At 59.4% G+C, this 24,134-nt stretch carries 27 protein-coding genes and 1 tRNA gene; 17 read left to right on the plus strand and 11 right to left on the minus strand.

What is annotated here, in order from left to right; genetic code table 11:
* Window positions 1–18: 18 nt before the first annotated feature.
* Together NKJ93_RS30865 and NKJ93_RS30870 are read right to left on the minus strand one after the other, a co-directional pair.
* Complete coding sequence (locus NKJ93_RS30865; protein WP_023677011.1) at window positions 19–321, minus strand: urease subunit gamma; 303 nt, start codon at window positions 319–321, stop codon at window positions 19–21.
* Between the two features lie 28 nt (window positions 322–349).
* Window positions 350–1,192, minus strand: coding sequence for an urease accessory protein UreD (locus NKJ93_RS30870; RefSeq protein ID WP_502897820.1), 843 nt, complete (start codon window positions 1,190–1,192; stop codon window positions 350–352).
* 202 nt (window positions 1,193–1,394) lie between these two features.
* Between NKJ93_RS30870 and NKJ93_RS30875 the strand changes: the two genes are divergently transcribed.
* The 3 genes from NKJ93_RS30875 to NKJ93_RS30885 all read left to right on the plus strand — a co-directional run bounded on the left by NKJ93_RS30875 (window position 1,395) and on the right by NKJ93_RS30885 (window position 3,703).
* Window positions 1,395–1,649 (plus strand): acyl carrier protein, encoded by a 255-nt coding sequence (locus tag NKJ93_RS30875; protein ID WP_023677013.1) that lies wholly within the window; start codon window positions 1,395–1,397, stop codon window positions 1,647–1,649.
* A gap of 4 nt (window positions 1,650–1,653) precedes the next feature.
* Window positions 1,654–2,862 (plus strand): beta-ketoacyl-[acyl-carrier-protein] synthase family protein, encoded by a 1,209-nt coding sequence (locus NKJ93_RS30880; protein ID WP_352481500.1) that lies wholly within the window; start codon window positions 1,654–1,656, stop codon window positions 2,860–2,862.
* 136 nt (window positions 2,863–2,998) lie between these two features.
* Entirely contained in the window at window positions 2,999–3,703 is a 705-nt protein-coding gene (locus tag NKJ93_RS30885) for a glutathione S-transferase family protein (protein WP_352481499.1), read from the plus strand.
* 21 nt (window positions 3,704–3,724) lie between these two features.
* Here the strand turns inward: NKJ93_RS30885 and NKJ93_RS30890 are convergent, their stop codons facing one another.
* Window positions 3,725–3,850: a hypothetical protein gene (locus tag NKJ93_RS30890; RefSeq protein WP_352481498.1), complete on the minus strand. Its 126-nt coding sequence runs from the start codon at window positions 3,848–3,850 to the stop codon at window positions 3,725–3,727.
* On the opposite strand from NKJ93_RS30890, the gene NKJ93_RS30895 reads away from it, so the two are divergent.
* On the plus strand, window positions 3,843–4,124 hold the full coding sequence (locus NKJ93_RS30895; protein WP_352481497.1) for a hypothetical protein: 282 nt from the start codon (window positions 3,843–3,845) through the stop codon (window positions 4,122–4,124). The genes NKJ93_RS30890 and NKJ93_RS30895 overlap by 8 nt on opposite strands.
* Before the next feature lie 43 nt (window positions 4,125–4,167).
* Here NKJ93_RS30895 and NKJ93_RS30900 read toward each other — a convergent pair whose 3' ends face one another.
* Complete coding sequence (locus tag NKJ93_RS30900; RefSeq protein WP_352592998.1) at window positions 4,168–4,788, minus strand: nucleoside triphosphate hydrolase; 621 nt, start codon at window positions 4,786–4,788, stop codon at window positions 4,168–4,170.
* A gap of 345 nt (window positions 4,789–5,133) precedes the next feature.
* Entirely contained in the window at window positions 5,134–6,240 is a 1,107-nt protein-coding gene (locus NKJ93_RS30905; RefSeq protein ID WP_352593001.1) for a hypothetical protein, read from the minus strand.
* A gap of 248 nt (window positions 6,241–6,488) precedes the next feature.
* Between NKJ93_RS30905 and NKJ93_RS30910 the strand changes: the two genes are divergently transcribed.
* Window positions 6,489–7,379: a D-alanyl-D-alanine carboxypeptidase family protein gene (locus NKJ93_RS30910; RefSeq protein ID WP_502904412.1), complete on the plus strand. Its 891-nt coding sequence runs from the start codon at window positions 6,489–6,491 to the stop codon at window positions 7,377–7,379.
* Window positions 7,380–7,413: 34 nt separating this feature from the next.
* Here the strand turns inward: NKJ93_RS30910 and NKJ93_RS30915 are convergent, their stop codons facing one another.
* Window positions 7,414–8,223 carry an AraC family transcriptional regulator gene (locus NKJ93_RS30915; protein ID WP_352593004.1) on the minus strand — a complete coding sequence of 270 codons (810 nt, stop codon included), beginning with the start codon at window positions 8,221–8,223 and terminating at the stop codon, window positions 7,414–7,416.
* A 205-nt stretch (window positions 8,224–8,428) separates the two neighbouring features.
* Between NKJ93_RS30915 and NKJ93_RS30920 the strand changes: the two genes are divergently transcribed.
* From NKJ93_RS30920 to NKJ93_RS30950, 7 genes are all read left to right on the plus strand, one after another.
* Window positions 8,429–9,349, plus strand: a complete 921-nt coding sequence (locus NKJ93_RS30920) for a zinc-binding dehydrogenase (RefSeq protein WP_352593007.1) — start codon at window positions 8,429–8,431, stop codon at window positions 9,347–9,349.
* Window positions 9,350–9,513: 164 nt separating this feature from the next.
* A tRNA-Arg gene (locus NKJ93_RS30925) sits at window positions 9,514–9,590 on the plus strand.
* 568 nt (window positions 9,591–10,158) lie between these two features.
* Entirely contained in the window at window positions 10,159–10,707 is a 549-nt protein-coding gene (locus NKJ93_RS30930) for a hypothetical protein (protein WP_352593010.1), read from the plus strand.
* A 109-nt stretch (window positions 10,708–10,816) separates the two neighbouring features.
* The gene (locus tag NKJ93_RS30935) at window positions 10,817–11,770 is read left to right on the plus strand and encodes a hypothetical protein (protein WP_352593013.1); all 954 of its coding nucleotides are present in this window, start codon (window positions 10,817–10,819) and stop codon (window positions 11,768–11,770) included.
* On the plus strand, window positions 11,709–13,520 hold the full coding sequence (locus NKJ93_RS30940) for a DUF927 domain-containing protein (protein WP_352593016.1): 1,812 nt from the start codon (window positions 11,709–11,711) through the stop codon (window positions 13,518–13,520). The genes NKJ93_RS30935 and NKJ93_RS30940 overlap by 62 nt, the downstream gene beginning before the upstream one ends.
* 316 nt (window positions 13,521–13,836) lie before the next feature.
* On the plus strand, window positions 13,837–14,451 hold the full coding sequence (locus NKJ93_RS30945) for a tudor domain-containing protein (RefSeq protein WP_352593019.1): 615 nt from the start codon (window positions 13,837–13,839) through the stop codon (window positions 14,449–14,451).
* Window positions 14,452–14,660: 209 nt separating this feature from the next.
* The gene (locus tag NKJ93_RS30950; RefSeq protein ID WP_352593022.1) at window positions 14,661–14,918 is read left to right on the plus strand and encodes a DUF3768 domain-containing protein; all 258 of its coding nucleotides are present in this window, start codon (window positions 14,661–14,663) and stop codon (window positions 14,916–14,918) included.
* Between the two features lie 440 nt (window positions 14,919–15,358).
* Here the strand turns inward: NKJ93_RS30950 and NKJ93_RS30955 are convergent, their stop codons facing one another.
* The gene (locus NKJ93_RS30955) at window positions 15,359–15,622 is read right to left on the minus strand and encodes a helix-turn-helix transcriptional regulator (protein ID WP_352593025.1); all 264 of its coding nucleotides are present in this window, start codon (window positions 15,620–15,622) and stop codon (window positions 15,359–15,361) included.
* Window positions 15,623–15,796: 174 nt separating this feature from the next.
* Here NKJ93_RS30955 and NKJ93_RS30960 point away from each other — a divergent pair, with 174 nt between their 5' ends.
* A complete protein-coding gene (locus NKJ93_RS30960; RefSeq protein ID WP_352593028.1) occupies window positions 15,797–16,900 on the plus strand; it encodes a hypothetical protein in 1,104 nt (367 codons plus the stop codon).
* A 23-nt stretch (window positions 16,901–16,923) separates the two neighbouring features.
* Window positions 16,924–17,283 carry a hypothetical protein gene (locus tag NKJ93_RS30965; protein ID WP_352593031.1) on the plus strand — a complete coding sequence of 120 codons (360 nt, stop codon included), beginning with the start codon at window positions 16,924–16,926 and terminating at the stop codon, window positions 17,281–17,283.
* A gap of 548 nt (window positions 17,284–17,831) precedes the next feature.
* Here NKJ93_RS30965 and NKJ93_RS30970 read toward each other — a convergent pair.
* The 3 genes from NKJ93_RS30970 to NKJ93_RS30980 all read right to left on the minus strand — a co-directional run bounded on the left by NKJ93_RS30970 (window position 17,832) and on the right by NKJ93_RS30980 (window position 22,020).
* Window positions 17,832–18,197 (minus strand): hypothetical protein, encoded by a 366-nt coding sequence (locus NKJ93_RS30970; RefSeq protein ID WP_352593033.1) that lies wholly within the window; start codon window positions 18,195–18,197, stop codon window positions 17,832–17,834.
* Between the two features lie 120 nt (window positions 18,198–18,317).
* Window positions 18,318–20,993 carry a peptidoglycan-binding domain-containing protein gene (locus NKJ93_RS30975; RefSeq protein WP_352593036.1) on the minus strand — a complete coding sequence of 892 codons (2,676 nt, stop codon included), beginning with the start codon at window positions 20,991–20,993 and terminating at the stop codon, window positions 18,318–18,320.
* 442 nt (window positions 20,994–21,435) lie between these two features.
* Window positions 21,436–22,020 carry a DUF922 domain-containing protein gene (locus NKJ93_RS30980; protein WP_352593038.1) on the minus strand — a complete coding sequence of 195 codons (585 nt, stop codon included), beginning with the start codon at window positions 22,018–22,020 and terminating at the stop codon, window positions 21,436–21,438.
* A gap of 73 nt (window positions 22,021–22,093) precedes the next feature.
* Between NKJ93_RS30980 and NKJ93_RS30985 the strand changes: the two genes are divergently transcribed.
* From NKJ93_RS30985 to NKJ93_RS30995, 3 genes are all read left to right on the plus strand, one after another.
* Window positions 22,094–22,672, plus strand: coding sequence for a GIY-YIG nuclease family protein (locus NKJ93_RS30985; RefSeq protein ID WP_352593041.1), 579 nt, complete (start codon window positions 22,094–22,096; stop codon window positions 22,670–22,672).
* Between the two features lie 302 nt (window positions 22,673–22,974).
* On the plus strand, window positions 22,975–23,172 hold the full coding sequence (locus tag NKJ93_RS30990) for a hypothetical protein (RefSeq protein WP_352593044.1): 198 nt from the start codon (window positions 22,975–22,977) through the stop codon (window positions 23,170–23,172).
* Between the two features lie 25 nt (window positions 23,173–23,197).
* A complete protein-coding gene (locus NKJ93_RS30995; RefSeq protein WP_352593047.1) occupies window positions 23,198–23,473 on the plus strand; it encodes a MucR family transcriptional regulator in 276 nt (91 codons plus the stop codon).
* Between the two features lie 143 nt (window positions 23,474–23,616).
* On the opposite strand, the gene NKJ93_RS31000 is transcribed toward NKJ93_RS30995, so the two are convergent.
* Window positions 23,617–24,134 (minus strand): hypothetical protein (locus NKJ93_RS31000; protein WP_352593050.1); only part of this gene is annotated, 518 nt, incomplete at its 5' end.

The raw sequence follows: 24,134 nt of genomic DNA on the forward strand, positions 1-24,134 counted from the left end.
TCTCCTCGCCTTTGGTGATTATCTGATCGGTTCGTGCACGGTCACCAGCTTGGTGCCGTCGGGAAACGTCGCCTCGACCTGCACATCGTGGATCATTTCGGCAATGCCTTCCATCACCTGCGCCCGGGTCACGACATGGGCGCCGGCCTCCATCAGCTCGGCGACCGCGCGCCCGTCGCGGGCACCCTCGACGACGAAATCGGTGATCAGCGCGATCGCTTCCGGGTGGTTGAGCTTGACGCCGCGTTCGAGCCGCTTGCGGGCCACGATCGCCGCCATGGCGATCAGCAGCTTGTCTTTCTCCCTCGGCGTCAGATTCATGCTTTTTCCTGCAGTGGCATAATCGAAATCAGAGTGACCATAATTTGGGCAGGCCCGCCCGCCCGTTGAGCAATTCGACAAGCGGCACCAGCCGCTTGCGGAGCTGGTAGCCGTCCTCGGCGAACAGCCTCGCAAGAAGCTTGCCAGATTTCCGCACACTCCAGAAACTGACGCCGCCCTGGCCGCCGACCATGCCCCGGGCCGGCTCGAGCAAAGCCTCTGCCCGCGGCGACACCATCAGCAGCGTCGCCACGGCGATGCCGCCACCGGCCACAGCCGTACGGTTCAAGGTGGCCGCAATGTCGGGCCCGATGCGGAACTCCTCGGCATGGACCAGCGCTCCGTCCTGGCGAACGCGCCAGCGGTCGTGGAAATAGCCTTGCGCTGCCCGTTCGCCCATGGCCAGGCGGCCGAAGACAGTAGCCTCCAGGATCAGCGCCTCGGCTCCGGCGGCAAGCTCCACGTCAAGCGTGCGGGCAAAGACCGAGCGGTCGAAGACGATGGTTTCCTGCGGCAGCCAGGCAATGTGGCCGCCTTCGCCGACGGTCAGTTGCACCCGCACTTCGGCGCGATCGGATGCGGCGCGGTAGATTTTCTCGCAGGCCTGCGTTGTTATGGTTGCTGAGGCGCCGGCACCGACATCGACCTGCCAGGCGAGACGGTCGCCACCGGTCAGCCCACCGGCAGTGTTGATCAGGACAGCTTCGAGCGGATCGGCCGAGACTGCCGGCATGCGGATCTTGGCCGAGCCGTCCTGGTACAGGCGCCGAAGACGCGTGCGGCCTCCGTTCCAGTCGCAGCCAAGCCGCGCGACGCCGGCAACGCGCTGGGCCGGCGGCACCGAGCTCAAGCTATATGCGATCGTATCCACGACACCAACGTTAAGCACTGCGGCGGCTTTGTCGATATATAGCTTGTTGCTTGACAGCGTTTCGGTTTCTATAGAGGGAGCCACCTTGGTACGGTCATCGGCGCCTGGCGGGGGTAAAAGGCGACGATGACGACGTAATCGAGGACAAAAGGGGCGCTGATCAGTTGGCGTCGGGAAACGACAGAGTTGGGGAAGAAACCGAATGGCTGACCAGCTGGCAAACGATATCATCGCCAAGATCAAGGCTCATGCCGAGCCGGGCGGCGAGGAAATCACCACCAGTACCGAACTGACCGCCCTTGGCATCCATTCGCTGGAACTGACGGAAATCATCTTCGATCTCGAGGAAGAGTATGGCATCGAAATCGAGATGAACACGGTCGATGCCTGGAGCAATCTGAAGAATGTCGGCGACATGGTCGAGGCGGTTCGCGCGCTGATCGCGAAAAAAGCCTGACTGAATGCACAAGCGCATCGTCATCACGGGCATCGGCGGATTATGCGGCCTCGGCACCAACGCACCAGCAATCTGGAACGAGATGCGCACCGGCCGTTCGGCAATCGGTGCGATCGTCAATTCCGAGCTGTATGACCTCAAGGTCAGGGTCGGCTGCGAAATCAAAACGCTTCCCGATCACGGCATCGACCGCAAGCAGGTCGTGTCGATGGACCGCTTCAGCCTTCTGGCGACGATCGCCGCGCGGGAGGCGGCACAGCAGGCGGGATTGAACCTGCACGCGGCCAACACCTATCGGATGGGCACCATCGTCGGCGTCGGCGTCTGCGGCTGGGAGGCAATCGAAGAGAGCTATCGCGCCATCCTGCTCGAAGGCAAGAACCGCGCCGGCATCTTCACCGTGCCGAAAGTAATGCCGGGCGCTGCCGCCGGCCACGTCAGCATGAATCTTGGTCTGCGCGGGCCGGTCTTCGGCATCACCTCTGCCTGCTCGTCATCCAACCACGCCATTGCCTCGGCGGTCGACCAGATCAGGCTCGGCCGTGCCGACGTCATGGTCGCCGGCGGCACCGATGCGCCGCTGGTCTGGGGCATCCTCAAGGGCTGGGAGGCCCTGCGGGTATTGTCGCCGGACACCTGCCGGCCGTTTTCGGCCGATCGCCAAGGCCTTGTGCTCGGCGAGGGTGCGGGCATGGTGGTGCTGGAAACCTATGAGCATGCCATGGCGCGCGGCGCCGCCATCCTTGCCGAAATCGCCGGCGTCGGCCTTTCCGCCGACGCCTCCGACATCGTTGCGCCGACCATCGAAGGGCCGGAGGCGGCGATGCGCTTCTGCCTCGTCGATGCCGGGCTCAATCCGGAAGACGTCGACTATCTCAACGCGCATGGCACCGGCACCAAGGCCAACGACCAGATCGAGACGGCGGCGATCAAGCGTGTCTTCGGCGGCCATGCCTACAAGCTTTCCATCTCCTCGACCAAATCGATGCACGCCCACTGTCTCGGCGCGTCCGGCGCGCTGGAAATGATCGCCTGCGTGATGGCGATCCGCGACGGCATCGTGCCGCCGACCGCCAACTACCGGGAAGCCGACGCCGACTGCGATCTCGACATCACGCCGAACGTGGCGCGTGAGCGCGCGGTGCGCACCGCGATCAGCAACAGCTTCGCCTTCGGCGGCACCAATGCGGTGCTGGCGGTCAAAGCCGTCTGAACCGCACCCCTTGCCGGCTTTCGTCGGGGCCGGTGAAACTTTCCATGCGCATATTGATCGCGCCAGGCGTCGCGCCTAACTCTCTGCGACCCGCCGTGACCGCGCCGTTCGGGGCGCCCCCCGACCAGGAGTTTCGATGACCGATCTGTCCGCGTTTCCGATTGCCACGCGCTGGCCGGCAAGCCATCCCGACCGCATCCAGCTTTATTCGTTTCCGACGCCGAACGGGGTGAAGATATCGATCGCGCTGGAGGAACTTGGCCTGCCGTACGAGCCGCATGCCGTCGACATCGGCAAGAACGAGAGCTGGACCCCGGAATTCCTGTCTTTGAACCCGAACGGCAAGATACCGGCGATGATCGATCCGGACGGCCCGGGCGGAAAGCCGATCGGCCTGTTCGAATCCGGCGCCATCCTGCTCTACCTCAGCGACAAGACCGGCAAGCTGGTCCCGGCAGACGCAACGCTGCGTTACGAGACGATCCAGTGGGTGTTCTTCCAGATGGCTTCGATCGGGCCGATGTTCGGCCAAGTCGGGTTCTTCCACAAATTCGCCGGGCGCGAAATCGCCGACAAGCGCCCGCTGGAACGTTATCGCGACGAGTCGCGACGGCTGATCGGCGTCCTCGAAACGAGGCTCAAGGGCCGCAGCTGGATCATGGGCGACGATTACACCATCGCCGACATTTCGATGCTTGGATGGGTGCGCAATCTGATCGGCTTTTATGAGGCACGGGAACTCGTCGGTTTCGACGATTTCCCCAGCGTCGGCGCATGGCTGGAGCGCGGCCTTGCCCGGCCGGCGGTGCAGAGGGGCCTCACCATTCCGGCCAGAGCCTGATCGAAAGCCAGACTGGCCCGGCTATTTTGCCTTGGTCCGGGGTTTCGAGCCCTTGCCGACTACGGAAGCGGCAAGCGAGGCCGCACCTTTGGCGGTCGCAAGCACGGCACCGGCGGCGACGTTGGCCGTCGTTTTGACGGTGCGCATTGCGCTGCCTGCGATCGATCCTCTGCTGCTTGCCGGCTTTTTGGGCTTGGGTGCAGCGGCTTTGGCCGCGGCAGGCACCACCTTCTTCGGCGCCGCCTTGCCAAAGCTGGGCTTTGCCGCGTCCTTGGAGCGGGCCGCCACTGCCGGGCCGGCGCTGGTTTTCGCTCGCGTTGCTTTTGATCGTGTTGCCCTGCCCTTGGCGGGCGCAGGCTTTCTTGCCATGGTTTCCATCGAACTGTTCCCTCATGCGGCACGATTGCCGTGTCCGGGATAACGGCCTGAAAGTGTTAAGGTTCCGGCCGAACAGTCCTTACAGATCAGGCGTGTTCACCAACCACCAGGTCGGCGGGCCGCCGACGGGCAAGCACGCGATCGATGTTCGGCATGTCGTTGGAAGCAATCCAGGCGCGCGCGTCCTCGTCGGACCGGCCGTGCTCGTGCCATCGCTCCAGCAGTCGGCGCTCGAGGTCGGCGCGCGGCACATCGACAAAGATCGAGAGGTCGAACAGCGGCGCCAGCCGCGTCCATGGCTCTTCGTCGAGCAGCAGATAATTGCCTTCGACCAGGATGAACTTGGTGTCGGCGGCGATGATCGCAGCGGCGGCGCGCGACAGCTCCATGCTGCGGTCGAAGACCGGGATCGCGATATCCGGCTCGCGGGCGCGGATGCGCTTGAGCAGCGTTTCGAAGCCGGCAAAATCAAAGGTTTCCGGGGCACCTTTTCGTTGGCGAAGGCCGCGTCGCTCGAGCACGACATCATCGTAATGGAAGCCATCCATCGGCACGACTTCCGCCGTGCCTTCCGGCAGCAGGTCGTGCAAGCCTGCCGACAATGTCGATTTGCCGGCGCCGGGCGGACCGGCAATGGCAACGATGAAGCGCGGCGCCTTGCCGGCGCGCTTGAAGATGGCAGCAGCAATATGGGCGATCTCGGACATTGGAGCCTTTCTGGCTGAGTGTTTTCGATCTTGGCGACAATTCGCGGGAATTTCAAACCCGAGATTAGTTTCCTCGCTCAGGGATTTTGACCGTCCGTCGGCAAATCGCAAAGCTTTGAGATTGCCCGAAACGATCGTCCCTTTCGTCATCCTGGGGCGGAGCAAGGAGCGAAGCGACGCAGCGCAGACCCCGGGATCCATGCCGTGACATCAGGGCGCCTCAGCGGCGCAGAATTCTGTTCCGCCGCATTCCTCGACGACGGTCGCGGCATGGATCCCAGGGTCTCCGCGACGTCGCTTCGCTCCTGCTCCGCCCTGGGATGACGAAGGTGGGGAGGCGAGCTCTCAAGCTGGGGCCGACCTGCCGATCCGCAGGAAGTCGCTGTCGAAGCCAATGTCGCGCACGGCGCCGTCGGCGGCCAGGATGCGCATGCGGCCCGGTAAGCTCGCGACGTCGCGCGGCGGCTCGCCGGACGGCCACGGCAGTGCGCCGATGACATGGCGGAACGAAAAGCTGCGCCCTTCAGAAAGCGCAAAGGCGGTCGCCACGCCTTCGCGCTTCAGCCAGTTGTCGCCGAGCGATGCGGCGTGGCCGACAGCGGTGCGGCCATCCTCGATGCCGAGCACGCCGCGATGGCGGCCGCTCCATGGCGCATAATCGCGCCCGCCATTGCTGACCCACAGCATGGTCACCGGCAGTTCAGCCGGGTTCTTCAGCACCAGCACGAGATCTGCTTCCGCCTGGCGCGCCAGCGCGGTCCAGCCCGGCCCGCCATGATCGGCCTCGACCAGCGTCACAAAGTCCTCACGCTGCTGGTCCATGCGATAGGCGGTCAGGTCGATCATGCCGCCGTCGGCGGCGGGAAAGCGCGTCAGGTCGGCGGTCCGTGCCGGGTAGGCGAGCAAAGAGCGGCCGCGAGCCGGATCGGGTTCCGGCGCCTCGTTCGGCGTTGCGGCAAAGCGCTTCGCCGAGAAAGCCAGCCTGCCGCCGGCCGTCATTACCGTCATCGGGTGGTGGGCGACGGGAATGGCGCCGGCGCCGCCGGAAAAGACGTGCTCCTGATAGAGAAACGGATGATCGTCGCGCAAGGTCAGGATCTTGTCGACGGTCGAGCCCATGACCGGACGCTGCAGACGGAAGACGGCGCGCCAGCCATCGGCCGTTGCTGCGCTGTCGACGACGTCCCAGCGACTATTGGCCGGCCAGCCATGCAAAGGTGCCGCTTCGACGTCGCTGGTCGAGAACGGCGCGCAGAGGAAATCGCCGGACAGGTGGACCGTCCCTTCAGGCAGATCTTTCGGCAGCGTCTCGCGCGGCTCTTCGACCCAGGGTGCGCGATGCAGCGGCTTCAGCCGACGGCCGTCGATCTCGATCGCCATGTCGGCGAGATGGCCGACGGCAAGATCAACCGATACCGAAATCCCCTTTGCCGTAATCGTGACCGTATCCATATGCACCTACCGATTCTGCCAGCCCGATTCTGGCGGCCCGATTCTGCCGGCGCCAGCAAAGCCCACTCGCCGCCCGTTGCGCAAGCGCGGTGGCCGGCAATTCGCATCGGACGGCTTGGCACAGCCGCCACGTCGGCCTGTGGACAGGGCACCATTCCAGGGTTCCGACGATATTAACCAAATGGACTGTGCCTTTGCGTTAAGATAGCTTCGCCTCGTCTCAGAAACAGCCTGCCTTCGGAACTGACTTGTCCGCCTTCCGGTTCTTTTCGCTCATCCACAACTACGTCGCCATGCTGGCGCTGCTGCTGCTTGCTGCCGGCTGTACGACGGTGACGCCGCCCGACAGCGTGCTGGCGGTGCCGGCGCCGCCGCAGAAATATGCCGCGATGGTCATCGATGCCGGCACCGGCAAGACGCTGTTCGAGGTCAATTCGACGGCGCCGCGTTATCCGGCGTCGCTGACCAAGATGATGACGCTGTACCTTCTGTTCGAGGCGCTGGACCAGGGCCGTATCAGCAAGGAGACGCAAATTCCGGTGTCGGACAACGCCGCCCGGCAGCCGCCGACCAAGCTGCGGTTCAGGCGCGGCGAGACCATCGACGTCGATTCGGCGATCCGCGCCATCGTCGTCAAATCGGCCAATGACGTGGCGGTCGCCGTTGCCGAATATCTCGGCGGCAGCGAAGAGGCGTTCGCCGGCATGATGACCGCCAAGGCGCGCCAGATCGGCATGAGCAGCACGGTATTCCGCAACGCCTCGGGCCTGCCGGACGGCGACCAGCACACGAGCGCGCGCGACATGGCGGTGCTCGGCATGGCGCTGCACGCCCGCTTCCCGCAGCATTTCCACTATTTCTCCGAAAGCGACTTCATGTTTCGCGGCAGGCTGGTGCGCGGCCACAACGACATGCTCGGCCGGGTGCGCGGCGTCGACGGCATCAAGACCGGCTACATCCGGGCTTCCGGCTTCAACATCGTTACCTCCTATAATGCAGACGGGCACAGGCTGATCATCGTGGTGATGGGCGCCGACAGCGCGCGCCAGCGCAACGACCATGTCGAGGCGCTGATCCAGCGCAGCCTGTCGACGGCATCGGCGGCAAAGACGCGGCTGCTGTACGCCGAGGAGCAGTGACGGCTGACGTCCGGCGGGCGGCGGATCAGGGCGCTCATCGGGCGACAAACGCAGAACCGCCGTTTTGAGCGACACTGCTGAGATACTTCGCAGGCGGCTTGCCAAGCGCTTTCTTGAACATGGTGATGAAGGCAGTGACCGATTCGTAGCCGAGATCGGCCGAAACCTGCTGCACGCTGGCGCCGGAGGCCAGCTCCCGCATTGCGACGATCAGGTGCAATTGCTGGCGCCAACGCCCGAAGGTCAGCCCTGTTTCCATGACCACGAGACGTGCGAGACTGCTCTCGCTGAGCGCGACGCGATTGGCCCATTCCGCCAGGGTGCTGCGATCGGCAGGATCGTCCGCCAGCGCCGCGGCAATGCGCCTCAAGCGCGGCTCGGACGAGATCGGCAAATGCAGCTGCTGGACAGGCATGCGCGGCAGTTCGGCGAGCAGTACCCTGGTCAAGAGTTCGCTCCTGGCGTCACCATCCTCACCGCGATCCGCCAGCTCGATGATCAGCTCGCGCAGCAACGGCGAGATCGACAGCGTGCAGCACCGGGCCGGCAGTTCGGCAGCTCCCGGCTCGATATAGACGAAGAAAATCCGGGCATTGGCGGTCGCGATATTGCTGTGCTCCATGCGGCCCGGAATCCACACCGCGCAATGGGGCGGCACCATCCACAGCCCGCTGGGGACGCGACATGTGACGCCACCGCCGAGCGCGAAGACGAGTTGCCCTTTGCGGTGGTGGTGGTCCGGCACCTCTGCCCTGGTTTCGGTAACGTCAACGCGCACGGCGATTGCCGAGGCGAGGACATCATCCGGATCGAAAGGCCAGGGGTAGCGGAGAGGCTGTCTCATATTGACTGATTTTAGCGATCAACTGCCAAGATATCTAAATTACTCAAACAGGAAAGTCGATAGTTTAGGGCCTTGAGTAACTCAGAAGACGACAGGGCGGGCTTCCAGATAGTCATACCCTGCTTGCGTTCTGAACGTCGGACCAACAAGCCCGGCGCACGAAAACAGACTGGCGTCCCCCATGCAGCAAGAAAGGACGATACCAATGCTCGCCTTGGTCACATCTTCCGACAGAGCCACCGGGCTGAAACTCGCCGAGCTTGGCGAGCCCGAGCCCGCCCCGGACGAGGCGCTGGTCTCGGTCCGGGCAGTCTCGCTGAACCGCGGCGAACTGCGCCTGCTCAAGATCCGTCCGAACGGCTGGGTGCCTGGCCAGGACGTCGCCGGAATTGTCGAGCGCGCCGCGGCCGATGGCTCCGGGCCGCCCATCGGCGCCCGGGTTGCGGCGCTGGTCGACGAGGCCGGGTGGGCCGAGCGTGTCGCCGTTCCAACCGACCACCTCGCCGTGCTGCCGGACGGCGTCAGCTTCGCCGCCGCCGCCACCGTTCCGGTCGCGGGCACGACCGCGCTGCGGACCCTGCGCCACGGCGGCGACCTGGCCGGCCAGCGGGTCCTGATTACCGGCGCAAGCGGCGCGGTCGGCCGTTTCCAGATCCAGATCGCCCGCCAGCAGGGCGCGTCGGTGGTGGCGGTCGCCGCCACCCGGCATGCCGACGATCTCCGCGGCCTCGGAGCCGAGCGCGTCGTCGAATCGATCGAGCTCGCCGAAGGACTGTTCTCGCTGATTGCCGAGTCGGTCGGCGGCGACAGCCTCGCCCACGCGATCGAACGGGTGGCGCCCGGCGGGACCGTCGTCATGTTCGGCTCGAGCAGCGGCGAACTCACGCCCATCGGCTTCCGCCAGTTCGTCCCGGGTCACGAAGGCGCGCGGCTGCAGACCTTCGCCTACTACGCTTCCGGTCCGGAGGTCGGCGCCGACATCGCCTCGTTGCTCGCGCTGATCGCAGCCGGCCGGCTCGAAACGCGCGTGGTCCTGACCGTGCCGTGGCGGGACGTCGGCCAGGCCCTCGACGCGCTGCGGCAGCGCAGCATCAGCGGCAAGGCCGTGCTTACCATGATGCAATGAGCAGGCGGCGACCGCCGGACGGGACAGTGTCTGCCTCCCCGGGGCTGCTACGGCAACTTGAGCTTGCCCGCGATTGCCCGTTGAAGCCGGCGCCTGCTTCCGCTAAGAAGCCGTGGCTGGCCGGTTTACCGGCTGGTTCGTTTTTGGGATCACCGATCCTGAAGGCACCCGTAGCTCAGCTGGATAGAGCGCTGCCCTCCGAAGGCAGAGGTCACAGGTTCGAATCCTGTCGGGTGCGCCAACGAAATCAACAAGTTGTAGTTCGCCCAGCACACCTTTTGGTTCGATAGCAATCACCTAGCAATCACCATTTCCATACTTGACCCCCTTGCCGTTTATGATGCAATGTTGAGTTCGCGCTGCCAATCGGCAGAGGGCGCAACACACGACATATCCGAAAAAATCATTGGCGTGGCTATCTAAGCCACAGCTCGAGTGACTCCTTTTCGGCCATGCAAAATTTCACCGATTAATCCGGTGAGGTTGGTGGAGTTGCGCGCGGCGTCTTAGTTCAAGCCCGTTCAAACAGCTTCCTGACCTTGCCGAGAGCAAGGAGCACGGATGTCTACGTTTGAAGAAGAACAACTGAAAATCAGGTGCGGGCGCGACGTTTGCGCTCTTCTCACTCCCAAAGCCGCTGCTGATATTCTGACGATCAGCACCAAGACTCTAGCGAATTGGAGAGTCCAAGGTTCGGGTCCAAAATTTGTGAAACTGGGATCGAGGGTCGCATATCCTACCCCCGAATTCGCTCTCTTTATCAGGTCAAGAACCCGCTCGTCGACCTCTCAGAATCTGGGAGATTGATCATGTCGGTGTTTTTGGCCCAAAACGACAATGCTCCACTCGATCTAATCGACAAAGAACCCGAGGTTATCGATTTTTTGGTACTGCGGCTCCGGGAGTCTTTGCCGGTAGTTTTTACCTTCCAGCAGACTATTGACGACGTGAACGCAATGGTGACGAGCCTTCCGCTCGAAGAAAAATACAAGCCGCGCTATGAAGCCAACTTTGTCCTTGCTTGCGCCATGTGCTCCGAAGAGCTTGACGTGGTTCGTTGTGGTAAGGGCTTGCTCGACTTTTACAGACTCGTTCACGCCGTAGCTGATCACCACGAACGGCCGCTTACCGCAGCGGAAATTATTCGTACTGCCCTGATCTCTCTGGGGGATCAGGAGACTGTTTCCTTCGTCAGGATCTTCGATCCACCGGGCGTTCCAACCAATGTCCTTCTGATTGCGAGCGAGCCTGCCTTCGAAAAAAAGTACGGCGTGCGGATCCGGGTAATTACAAAGATCGAACCCGCGGACTATCGGCCAACCAAAGGCAAGCGCGCCTTGCGGGGAGGCCGCAAGTGAGGCCCCGCGTCGTCACGACAGGAAGCACCGTCTCCTATCGCTTCAGCTACCTGAAGAGTTTTGTCGGTGCTCGTGTCTGCACAAGCACCAACGGCTTTGGAGCTATGTGATGGTTGGTCAAGCTCCTTGGCGCACCCACCTTCCGCAGCGAATGTTCGAATCTGAGTTTCAAATCCGCAGTGCCTTGAAGTCGATCATTGTTGAGGCACAAGCAGCGGCTGAAGCAGCGGGCGTTCGCTACAAAGGCGATCCTTCGGCAGTGACATTCTCCGTTGAAGGCTTCGCCCAGCGGCAATCCAATGCCAAGTCGTTGGTTGCGGCGGCTGGTTTCGATGGCCTTGCTTTCGAACAGGCTGTTCATCCAGATTTCGACTCACTTAATCGTTCTGCGCCGAAAAGCGCCGCTTGCGTCTACGAGCAGTTCCGCGCTCGGCTGGCGGCAATTACGTCTATTGCTGCCGAATTGGACGGCTCGCCTAATCTGCATTCGGTCACGATTGCCGATCTAAACCACCGTGTTCCAGCAGGACAGTTGCTCGGCTCCTCGCCTCGGCGGCCTGCGGCCCTTCTTGGAACGATATACCGCAATCTAAAAAGGCGGCACGTGCCATCCAAAGGCATCGCGGTCGTTGAAGTGTCGGTTGTCGACAGCAACGGTTCGAAATTCTTCGAACCTCATCTCCACACCATCATCGCCGGTCCGACTTTGGACGACCTAAAAATCGCAATCCCGAAGGCCCCACGCCTGAAATCCATGATCCACGAGGTTTTCCACCTGCGGGGCCACCTTCTTTATATGACTAAATTCAAGCCCGAATTTCGATCTTCGTATGAAGCCGAAAATGGCAGGGCAAGTCGGCGGCGTAACAGAATGGCACCATCTGATCGCGCCGAATGGCTGTCATGGTACGCCCAACACGGCATACGGGAACTAGTAATCACCTGCGGCCTTAGGCCGAAATTGATCGGCGAGTTCCTGACTGCCGACATGGGCGATTTGCTTGACCAACTTGGCGTTCGACGGCCGCAGCGACCTCCGGGGAGTGTTCTACGGCCCAGTTGATGCTGCGACCATTGAAACTGCATACCGGCCGAATGGGTCCGAAATACAAAAAATTGTGACGCTCAAATCGGTGGGAAAAGTGGGAAACCACGGTTCTTCCCACTTTCAAAAGAGAGAAAATATGTCGAGCTTGTCCGAAGGAACCCCGCTCCCGGCCAATGATGCCCCCGGTATCTTGGACGCGGTTAGGGACCAAAACCGTGAAACGCACTTTAAATTCGGCACCCCCTCGAGTGCGGTATGGTTCTCAACGGCCGACCTCATTGAAAACGACAAGAGCGTTTTCGCCCGACTGGCGGCTGCCGGGATGACCTATCTCACGACCGGCAAGCGGAATTCCGTTAAGAAAATGATCGAAGATCACCCGCATTTTCGAGATGGATTGATAGCATCCCGTCCGGGGTGGCTGACCGACATCATCTATGTTTATGGTGACGGGACCATTTGCCGAGCGGACAAGGCGGCAACCGAGATCATCGTCACGTTCGATACCAATGTGCGCCACACGCCCCTTGGCAGCCTTGCCGAATGGAAAGCGCAGCTATCTGCCATCGGCAGCAAAGAACCAATCACGCTTTTCCTGCTGTCCTATGCGATGGTCGGGCCGATTCTGAGGTTCGCGCCGTCCCATGTTCTGAACCCATACATTGAATTGATAGGCCAGCCGGAGTCTGGGAAAACGACCTTCGCCATGCTTGCCGCTTCCGTACATGTCGGTGATCCCTCAACTGGGATCGGCGGAGGCGTGACTTGGAATATGTCGGAGGCGTCGTTCGACCAACTTCGCAAGCCGTACAACGACTCAATGCTTTTTATCGACGAACAGAACGAAATGGATATCGCGCTACAGGCCAGTGGAAAGATGGCATTCAAGCAGGCTTCGAGCAGCGGAAGGCGCAAGTTCGACCACCCGCCAACCGAAGGCCTTCGCGTGGCGCTTCTGAGCACAGGCAATATTTCGATTCGTGAGACGATGAAGGGGCCGGGCGGCGTTGTTAATGCCGTGGCCAGCCGCACCTGTGAAATATTCTTTGAGGGTCCGCTTATGCGCGAGGTCCCAGTGGGCTTTGCCGATACCATGTCGGCCACGAACCATATCCGGGAGATTTGCAATAGACAGTATGGGACCGCTGGCCGGGCATTCATTCAAGAGGTGGCAACCGCCGTTGCGAGCGATCCGACAAAATTCCGCTCGCGAATTGCGGGCCTCATGACGGCCTTCAGGGCTAAGGTCGGCGCCGTAGGGCTACCCAGTCGCATCGTCGATACGTTCTCGATTGCGTATGCGGCCGGTCGCATGGCGCAACGATGGGGGATCTTGCCGAGTAACGATGCGTCGGTGATGGATGCCTGCATGTACGCACTTCAGCTCGTTCCCAAAAGCAACGGGAGTATGGCCGTCGTTCAGAAATCGGCTCTTGAAATCGTACAAGATGTTTTGAGGGCAAAGGGGCGATCCCTGTTTGATCTCGGCTCGTATGAAGCTCGGCGTTATCGTGTTCCAATGCCATCAGACTTTGGGTACATATGGACGGCCGAAAACGGCGAAACGTTCTACTACATCGAACCCGCTAAACTCCGAGCTGAAATCAGCACCGGGCTGTCAAGTTATCTAAAGAGCTTGCGCGCTCAGGGTGTCTTGGTTGCGGAGGAAGGGAAGAACCCGAAGCTTTCGATCAAAGCCCCGCGTCACGTGCCGGTCTCTGGAAGGCGCGTCTATTGCCTGAAGATTGGCGATCCCATGCTCTAGATGGGGTTGCCTTCAGGAGGGGGCTGGGATCTTCGAGTTGACAGCAGGCGCAGGGTTCAGCCGCGTGAAATGGTCCAACATATTGATTCTATTGAGCAAATCTTGACAAGCAAGCATGAGAGGGCTATAATGGGAGCTGTTCAGAAGGCCGTTTTGGCCCTGAAAATCGCGGAAAAGGTGGGCTGTTGGGCATTTTCACAATAGGGCGTCATGCCCAGTTCAAGCCGCCAGCGGCCCTGCACCGACACCGCCAACCATCATCTGAAAATCAAACCATGAGGCTCCTTCGGGGGCCTCTTTCATTTTGGAGAAACGAATGACCAACATCGCTGGTTCGACTGGCGCTGCCGCAGCAACTTTGCCCGCCCTCATCGTCCTTGGCCTTGATGACGGGGGGAAGGCCCACGCCTCGTGGTTTGGCGGGGCCGAGGTTGGCATTGCCGAAAAGGCCGCGGGGATGATGGGGATGGCTGCCCTTCCTATCGCCGACGCCAGCGCCCTGCATGAGCTTGCCGGGCGGCTGCCACAGGGCCGTGTATTCGAGAGCGGCCGAGCCTTCGTGCCGTTTGTGAAGCGAACGCTCTACGATGCCATCGCCACGCACCTGCCACCCGGCTACCAGTTTCCTGTTCGCGCTGCCGATGATCGACCGCCGCCAGCCAAGCCGAAGAAGAAGGCTTCAGCTGCCAGCGCGCCAGAAAGTGGCCCGACACGTCCCGAGCCACATCGGCCGACCGATTGGGAAAAGATCGAGGTCGGCAGCCTCGTGCTGGCCACCATGGGACCTTACGAGGGGTGGTACGAGGCAACTGTCACGAAGGTCAGCCCCGAAGGCCTCTGTACCTTGCGCTGGCGAGACTGGCTTGAGGAGCCAGCATTTACGCGCAAGCTGAAAGATCTTGCCTTGCTGCACCCGGACCATCGGGACTGACGGCACGCCGCCCGGGCGGCGCCGCTGAGGCGGCCGCCCAACCCTCCCGACAATCATCGGCGTGGACACGGTCGCACAGCGGCCAAGAGAAGGATTCGCTTATGGCTTTGGAATGCACCTTCAGTGAGAGCTGTGCGCTCGGCATCCGGCAACAGCGCATAGCCAGATTGAATGACACCCTGCGAAGGACCGGCCAAGGAGGTCGGGTCGTGTTGACGGTCGGCATTACCGGCCTTCAAGCGGACGTTCGTGCCGAGATTATTGCGGCGGTGGCTCGCTTCGAAAACTTCAACGACGACAATGATCCCCACGGTGAACATGACTGCGCTGTGATCGAGGTCGGCGGAAAGACTGTCATCTGGAAGATCGACTGCTACGACAAATCCTTGCAGTTCGGCTCGGGCGATCCAGCCGACCCTGCAGCTACCACGCGCGTTCTGACCATCATGCTCTCGGAGGAATATTGATGCTTGGCCGCGCCCTTTCCCGCCGGACGCTCTTGCGATTGGTCGCAGTCGCGGCGCTGAGCCTCCCATCTCGCAGGAGCGACCAGCGACCCGCGGTATCTGCCTTGCAAGATGCTTCTCAGGAGGACGTGTCGTCGGCCCTCATACAAGCAATCTGCGCCCATTGCGTTGCGTTCTCCGAGGTCAGGCATCTGTCTCGCGATGAGCTTCCGACAGCAGGGCCAGAGGCGCTCGGCCGCGCGCTCGATGCCGAACGAGGGTTGCGACAAGTCCTTTTCGATTTCCCCACACGGAACAAAGCAGAGCGCGACGACAAGGCTACATATCTGTCGGGCCTATTCACAGGCAAGTTTGATCCGGTCGAAGCTATTCCCAGACAGCGTGCTTCGGAGATACCGCGTTGCCAAATAGTCGAGGATGCCTTCGGCAGCCCAGCCCCATCACTTGCCTGCCTTTCGCCCCGCGTTCAGCGGCTTCGGCCATTCCATCCCGGCAGGTGGCTCAAGCAACAACTCGGTTATGTCCACCTCCAAGGCGAAAGCCAACCGATCAAGCAGGTCGATGGAAGGGTTGAATTTCAGGCTCTCGATTTCGCTGATTGTCCCGCGATCCACCCCCGCATCAACGGCGAGATTCTCCTGACTGACCCGCTTCGCGGCTCTAATGCGTCGAAGGTTGAAAGCGATGCGAATACGTCCGTCCATGCGGCGGACGCGACCAACTTGCGGCGCGGTAATCTATCGGATATAGCCGGCATATTCGACAAATCTTAGCTGCACTCGGAGAAGCAAGGCCGAGCGAAACACCAGAGAGAACGGTGCCTCACCTTGAGGGCACTGTTTGGGTCGTCGTCATGATGTGGGGTCTTGGGGGCACAATTGGGCTGGTCGTTTCCACGGTTTGCGCGCATCGGCCTTGTGGCGCTATCCCTCTCGCTATGGGCGGTCATTCATGCGTCGGCTGCTCAAATAAAAGACGAAGAAGGCACGGTTTACGGCGACATAACTTCCGCCGATCAGATTTGCGATTTCATGGAAAGCCCCGTCCTGACGAGTTTACCTGAACTGAGCGCGCTCGACCCAGTGCGCCAAAGGGAATTCGTCAGCGAAATCTCGCAAACACTCAATAGCTTTTTACTGAAGAAAGTCCAAGAAGTCGGACAGGCGGGCCGACTTACGATATCGCTAAGCCATGAAACAAAAGCCGCGATTGGAGGTCGCGTCGCGCAATGCATGCAATCCAACAGTGCAACTGACCAAACTGTTGCTGCCATAGACAACCTTTTTAGAAAAGCCCCTTTTTCCGGTTTCGACTTCACGCAGATCTTCTTGTCCGAGGATCCCGCTAGATTGGCAACGCTCTTTTTCGTGGCGGCGAATGCCGAGGGACATGAATTAATCCGAGTTTCTCTGAAAGAGCTTGAGCAGCGCATGGGTGCTGCGCTTTCTGCCGCAAGAGTGGCCAGGGATAGCCAACCGTCCAACCAATCAGACAATGCATTGGAATCGGCTATCGGAGGACAGCCAGCCTACGCGCAGTACACCTGTGAGATGACCGGAGCCGCTGTGTACGGCGTACCAAATTTCAACGGTTCCGACAAAGCAGTCACCGCAGAGATCACCATAGAAAGCGATGGCAACGCCGTCATAAATGGGAAGCTGGTCAAGCCAGCGAAGGTTTTCTCCGCGCCATCGGGAACGGACTTGCCGTTTAGCGGTGTAGTTTACGGAGCCCTTGACGTGAAAAACGCACTGTTCTCGACCGAAGGGCTCGGGACGGGTCTGCTTAATCCGAGCCAAGATGAACTTCAGGCATTCGAGCAGTTGAAGGGAATCGTTCAGGGTACGACCGATTCACTTCTTGCTAGACGAGCCCGATATCTGGCCATTTCACTCGCGAATGACACCATATTCCTCGGCGACGTGACACCGGATGGGAACTTCGTAAACCGCAACACGCCCCAGTGCATAAGAACGCGCTGACAGTCGCGGGAGGAAGTCTGATAATGAACGGATTGATCAAGGCAGCTGTAATCGCCGGTGCCCTAGCGACATGTTATGCCTACGTCGTAGCGATGCAGCAAGCGAAGGCTGATGCGATAAAAGAGGGGTTGCAAGCTCTCTTGGACGACAACATTCCGGGGTCGACAAATTTTGAAGTCGACTACGTGGAGGTGCCGTATACCGCGGTACTTCCTCTGGTAGCCTCGCCGCAATATACCGGTTACTTTTCAATTGTTAGAAATGAGAATGGGAAGCTCACGCAGTGCAACGCTATAGTCGATTATGAGTACCGTGGAGCAGGTGATAAGTTTCACCTTCAGATTCAGAAAGCGCAGGTGACGGCCCTGACTGCCTGCCAATGAGCGACCGCAAGGGCCTAACTAGCCAGCGAGCTTTTTTGTGTCTGACCCGTTTTTTGCCGTTGGTTGATTGCTCGTCGCGCGATGATGCCGTCGACAAGCTGGACGCCTGAAAAAGCTTCTCGACGATGGGGTCATCGATGACGCGGAGTTTCGGCGCTGCGCGACCTGATCGCAAGCGGCTGAGGGTTTCGGGCCGCGTCAACACGGCAACCGTTGAGCGGCCGCACCTTTAAAACCGAGGCACCCTCAGCGCCGCGATAGGTGTTTTTCAGGTCATACAGGGCCCGCCAGCGCGCATCGAGCCAGTGAAGGCACCTTCGAGCGCTCAGCGAGCCTAGCGGCGCGGCTGCAAAGCGCCACGCGAACGTATTTTTGGCCGCTTTGCAGCAACTCGGGTTGAACACCCCTGAAATAATCTCGTCTTGAACCTGAAGTCGATGCTTTCGAGGTTTCTTCGAAGGAAGTGCGACAAACGCTACTGGCTCCCAATTCAACTCACGCAAGATTGGTGGCGCGCGCAGGGGAGGAACTGCCGCAGACCACAGGCCTCACAGCAACGCGCACTGCGCAAGCTTCTGTATCCCATTGCCAGCGATCCAGACGGTCATCTTATCGTTGGCCGCTTCGCGAAGCTCGAAGTCAATCGCCTCCAGTGCGCAATTCCCGGCAATCTGCCCGCCGCCTTTCCTCTCGATCATAAAGTAGCCTTCGGTCTTTGCCGGACCGACGAGAGGGATGGCCGCCAGAAGCGGAACCTTGACAAAGGACACCTTAAGTTGATTGCCGGGAATGTTCTGGTCAATCATGCTCTGGAGTGTCTTCGGCATCGATTGTGTGATCGAGAGATAGGAAAGACCCGTCCAGATTGCCACGCCAATGACTGTCAAAACAAGCAAGGATGAAAGTTGTCTCACGCCGAAGCCCCCCGCTGAATGGGAAAGCGTTATCCCGGTGGATGCAAGCCGTCAAACCAGCCTTTCGCAAAAGGCCGGGTCAGCCTCACCGCAGCCAATCAAGAATATTCCATTCACTCCCTAGTTGACCACCCACAGACTCTTCAGCTCGTGGCCGACAGCCCAGTCCGACGAGGTGTCGTTGCCACAGCTTGCCTCGTACGGGTCGCGCACCATCTTGAATTCGTCATCCATCACTGCTCCGAAGACGAAACATTCTTCTTTGTATTCCCCACGTTCGGCACTCGCCAACTTGACGACGGTTTTGATGATGATGGCTGCCAAATTGCGGCTTTTCCAGTTCACGGTACCATAGTCATCGACGGTCGAGCTGACGTCCGTCGCCTTCCACGCGTCCTGGCCGAGTTGTTGGTTCCAACGGGCAAACTCCGGAAATAGCCCTTGGACATTGACCGCGGAGGACACTTGATTCCCTTGGCCAGCGAGGACAGTCGTTCTTAGGCCATCAGAAAACATGTTCAGAAGGGCGGTGGCTGCTGGACCGTTCTTCTGACGCAGAGCTGCCTCTTGCGCCGATTTCGTCTTTTGCGCTTCCGTGAGGCGTTGGGCCGCAACGCGCTTCGCCTCCTCGGCCGCAACGCGCGCTGTTTCTTCAGATTTAACCAGTTCTTGCCGGGCAAGCTCCAACTTCGCTTGAGCCGCCGCTAGGTCACTCTGTTCGAACCAAATCGGGGCATAGGCAAAATTGACGCTGTCCCGTGTCAAAGCTTCGGTCACGGCTTTGAGGGTCGCGGTTGACCCGTAAAGGATCCGACACTTATCCCGGCGTACATCCTGGTACGCAGCGTCAACGTTCGAGATTTGTGGATCGGCCTTGGGGATGGAAGCAAGTTCGGCCAGCTTATCAATAGTAGCGAGATGAGCCTGCGGTCCTCCATCAATCACGCCGCAAATCCTGGTGGATTTGTTATCCAACAGAATTCCACCGTATCCCATCCTCGACCCTTTCTCGACATCAGCCGCAATCTGGCTGGCGAGGGCCTTATCCTGGTCAATTCGCCGCTTTAGGTCGGCGAAATTTAGCGTATCGAAGGGGCGAAGGCTCTTCGCCTCGATGGCCTCCAGATACGCAATCGCGAAGCTCGGTTTGGATTCAACGAACTTCTTCCTCTGGATAAAAAACACGTCCGTTTGTTCGATATCCACTTGGCCGCATTCGCGGCGAATGTGGATAGCTTTTCCGCCTAGCGGGCCGAACGCCGCTTGGAGAGCCTTTTCGAGCGCGGGAGTGCTTTCCACACCAAATAGACAAATCCAGGCCTCGTTCTTGGTAAATGAAAATTGGCCAGACAGGGTTTTCAATAGCGACGGGGCTGCCGGACCTGCGTTGTACAGGACAACAACGTCATCAAGCGCTCCTCTAAGCAGAACTTTGTTCGACTCTGTAAGAGCGAATGCAGGATTATTGTCTGCCTGCGATTCGCCGTTGCGCTCTTCCTGCGACAGGGCCTGTGCGGCCGCCAACTCACTCGTGAGATCTTGGTTCGCGATAAGAGCCCGAACGTTGTCTCTCGCCTCTGTAAGGGTCTCCAAATCCGACGACGAGGTGACGCCGCTCAGCGCCTTAACTTCACTGACAACCAACGGCAGCTTGCTCGAAGTGAGATGAGCCGCCATCCAGGTCTTGAGCGCCTGCTGGTCGCCCTGAAGCTCGGCCACGATAAGCGCTTTTTGTTTTTCGATGTCCTGAGACCGTTCCTTGTCCCTTGATGCGGAAAATTCGGCAAAGCATGAAACTGCCATCAGCAGATTAGTTAGGCGAAGCGTGGAATCGTTTAGTGCATCGGCCGAATTCGTCTGAACTTGCGCATTCAGAGCAGCAGCTTTGTCAGCGATCTCGACCAAATTGGACGTCTGCGGATTCAATTTTAGAAATGTTTCCGCATCGGAGAGCAAGATGGTGGCGGCGGCCTTCGACGCTTTGAGCCTGCGGGCCTCCGACTTGTCAAACGAGGCCTTGTCCGCGAAGCCCTTTTGACTTGCGTTCCTGAATTCGATGGGGTCGGTGAAACCCGACGCGCGAAACGCTATCAATTCGGCTTTGGTTTGAATCCCGAATTGCTGCGCTGCACGGAAATCGTCGGCGGATGTGAAGCCTGCTGCCTGCGCGCGTTGATATTCGTCGCGGCTTCGGAACCCTCCTAAGACAGCGGCATCAAATTCTCTTTGAGTGCTGAAACCTAAGTTCTTTGCCTGCGCAAATATGCTTGCCGACGGGAATCCGCCTGCCATAGCCTCTCTGTATGACCGGGCATCACTAAAGCCCAGCGATTGGGCAAGGTTTCGTTGTTGGTCGTTCCTGAATCCATCTCCAGCGCTACGCTCGATCTCCCCGAGACCATATTCTGTGAGCAGATCGCCTGCAGGTAGACCAAAATTGGCCCTGTACGCCTTGAAGGAAGTTACGGTCGACGGGCCAATCAAGCCGTCAACCGGACCGTCATAGAGCGAAAGCCGCGTCATAGCAGCCTGAAGGCGTTGAACAACTTGGCGGTAAGCTTGTTGCATCATGAAATCCAAGGAATCGCCTCGTTGAAACGAGTGCCAAGCCACGCGATCCAGGCTCTCGCCGCGAGACAAAAAAGCATCTTGGGGGACTATGTGCAGCTCCTTAAGCGTCCTCAGGTTTGGTCTGGCCCTATCGTTGTTCAACGTGCCGGCGATAATGGCAAATACGCCGTTGCGGCTTTGCGCGACCAATGTAGGCCCAAGGGTCGGAGCATACGACTGCGCCAAGGCGATAGCCTCTTCCTCTGTGGGTCGACTTGATACAACCAACCAAAGGACGTCTGATTGCGGCGTTCGCAGCGAAGCCGGGACTAGACCTAAGCGGGTCTGATAGTGCGTCAAAGTCGGCAGTGGAAAGGTATTTGGACGCCGTGCCGTAGCCTCTAAACAAGAAGCTAACAAAAGGGCTACGACGAAGCCCATCGAAATCATACGCATTTATTGTCCGCCTACCCAAACCCAAAATCTATCATGGGCTGAGGGGCATGCCTGCGCAAGCACGTCTCTGAAAGTCTCTGGAGTATATCCAGGGAAGGTAAATTAACAGGGTTGCCCCTTCCGCCGCTCCTCAGACGACGGCACTGAAGATCATTGCCAGCGTCAATTCTGCCCTGTCAGGACTGGTCCAGCCGGTCATAGGGCCGCCGCCAGTGCGCCAATTCCACTCGGGCTACGGCAATTTGTTAAACTCCTTAGTGGCCCTTTCGATAGGCCCGCCCGGCCGCATTTGCTCCGTTTGGTAGCGCTTGCCCAAGGCTTCGTATCTGTCCGTCACGGAAAGCGCTCGGTCTGTAAGAAGCTTGTTGAGACGAACGCACCTTGGATCCCCCGGCATCGAGAAATCTTTCTGCCAAAACGCGTCGAGTGCTGCGGCCTCACTCCTCGCCTGCTGCATATGGTAGTCGATAGGCTGCATCATGACTGCCATGAAAGCCTTCCAACGCTTTCGTAGCTTGGGAGAAACTCCGTCCGCCAATACAGGATATCGCACGGTAACATTAACCATGCGCTCGACGCTCTTAACTTTACAAGTCGACCCCAACGCCGAATATTTGACTTCAGAATCGGGCTGAACGGTTACCACGACAAACTTATCCATGCCGTTCTGAGATATTTGGCGGTTTATTTCAGCGACAGTTTTTCCTCGAATGGTGTAGGGAACATTTTTGCGAATAACCGACGCCGCCGCGCAAGGGGCAAACATTTGACTGACGAGAAGCAGCAAAACCCCAGATGTAATGAAAAGTTTGGTCACGCCAGCATCCTTCTACTGAGTACCATTTAGTTGGATAATCCCAGCCAAAGCAAGAACCAGGAAACTTCGAGGCATGAGCACCTCCGACGACATTCGTACTTTGGCTGAATCAGGGATGGCAACCGCGGATATCGCCCGCAAGCTGGGCATCAGATATCAACATGCGTACAAGGTTCTTAGAGATGCAGGCGTAGCTCGAGTTGCGTCAGCCAGCTTTCTGCCAGCCGCGCCCAAGCCACCGGCGAACAAACCACAGCTTCTTGTGGCGGAACTTGTAGCAGCGGGGTTCAAGCACGTCGCAAGCTGGATTCTTTCGCCGGACGAGCGGCTGGTCACGGATCGAGCTCTGCCCAAAGAGGTCGGGGTATATGCTTTTGCGAAGGAAAACGTTGTATTGTACGTCGGAGTTGCGACCATGGGTTTAGCCAAACGGCTCTACTTCTACGGCCGTCCCGGGGTTTCGCAACGGACTAGCCTTCGGATCAACGCAGCGATGATCTCCGAATTGGCAGCCCATCCCAAGATAGATGTCTATGCTGCCTTCCCGGCCGACATGCAATGGAATGGACTTCCGGTTCACGGCAGCGCTGGGCTAGAGTTGGGTCTGATCAAGCAATACGCTCTGCCATGGAATATGCGGAGCGCCGGATGACGACGCCACCCTCAATCTCCATCACTCCTCACTTCGGCGGGACTCAACAAAGCAGAGCCAGGACGAGCTTCAGTCTTTCGAGATGTTAAAGGAAATGGCTGATGGAACGACCAATTCACTGCTCGACGGGCGAACTCGCTAACTAGCGATCTCGTTGTCGAACGGTATGATCTTCCTAGCCGACGTCACACCTGATGGCAAGCTGACGAATCGCAACACTCCCCGCCGCAGCGGAACTCCGTGACAGTCACCTAGCCTAGGTCTGCAAGATGGTATGCTTAGCAACAGCATAGGAGATTCGTATGCACAACCTGAAAGACCCTGTTGAAAGCCGCGCGAAAGAGATTTTTGAGCGCGAAGGCCGCGCCGATGTCTCTTGGGGTGTGGTCGCGCAAGGAAGATTGCCCGGCAAAAATGTCGTGACCGGAATTGGTGAAGAAGCGCGCGACCGCTTCCGTGCAATGGCTCGTGTCGAACTCGGAATGAAAAGTGCCGACTGACCTACGCCACCTAGGTCTGTTGGGCATGACGCCTGACGAGTACAGAGCCGAGCGGGGTCTGACTAGCGACCATCCTGTGGTCGCGCCGAGCTACGCAGCCCAGCGGTCGGCACTTGCTAAGGCTAGTGGTCTGGCCGCAAGGCGACGACGAAAACACCGTCGAAGAGCGCACAAGCAAAGCGGAATCCAACGTCTAGCACCTGTCGCAGACTTGGACAGGCGTCTGCCGCTTTTTTTGCCCGCAGAAAATAGCGCCAGCTGCCGATGGGCAGCGGAGGCTTGTTTGGTGCGGGCTCTGTAACGTCAAGCGCTGGTACCAGCCGAGCGACCTGAGGGAAATCTTCGGAGACATTGAGGCGGACCTTGTGGGGGGCAAAATGACTTGCGTGACGGCAAGAACGAGTTCATCCACACCGAGTAGCCCTGACCCGCCGTCCACCCTGTTCAGTCGACCTCAAGGTCGCAGCTATTCCCGAAGCCGTCAGACCCTTCGAATTCGTTGGCAGATGTCCATGTGCCTTCGAACTTGGTGGTCAGGCCGTTGTCGAACTCCAAATCCCCCGAGGCTTCCTTCGACCCTTGGCAGACGTCGATCTCACCGTTGACGCTATCATCGCCGCATGTTCCTTGCACTTCTACGGACTTGGTTCCTCCGCACTGCATCGCGAGCATGATAAGGTAGTTCTGATGCTGAATTTCCTCCTGCGTCATCGGCTCGCACTTTTCACCGGCACGCTTGAAATTCTGGACACATGTGAAGTTATTGCCCGTGAAGTCGATTTTGGCGTTCTCAGGGATCGAGAAGGGCTCGCATCTCCCGCCATTGTTACGGAAACCTCTCATGCACGTCCAAGAGTGGCCAGTGTAGTCGAGGGATGCATTTGCGGGGATCTCGACGGCCACACACGATTGTCCCTGCTGCCGATAGCCACGACTGCACGTCCAAGAGTGGCCAGTGTAGT

It is taken from the genome of Mesorhizobium sp. M0028 (assembly GCF_040323855.1).
Classification (GTDB): Bacteria; Pseudomonadota; Alphaproteobacteria; order Rhizobiales; family Rhizobiaceae; genus Mesorhizobium.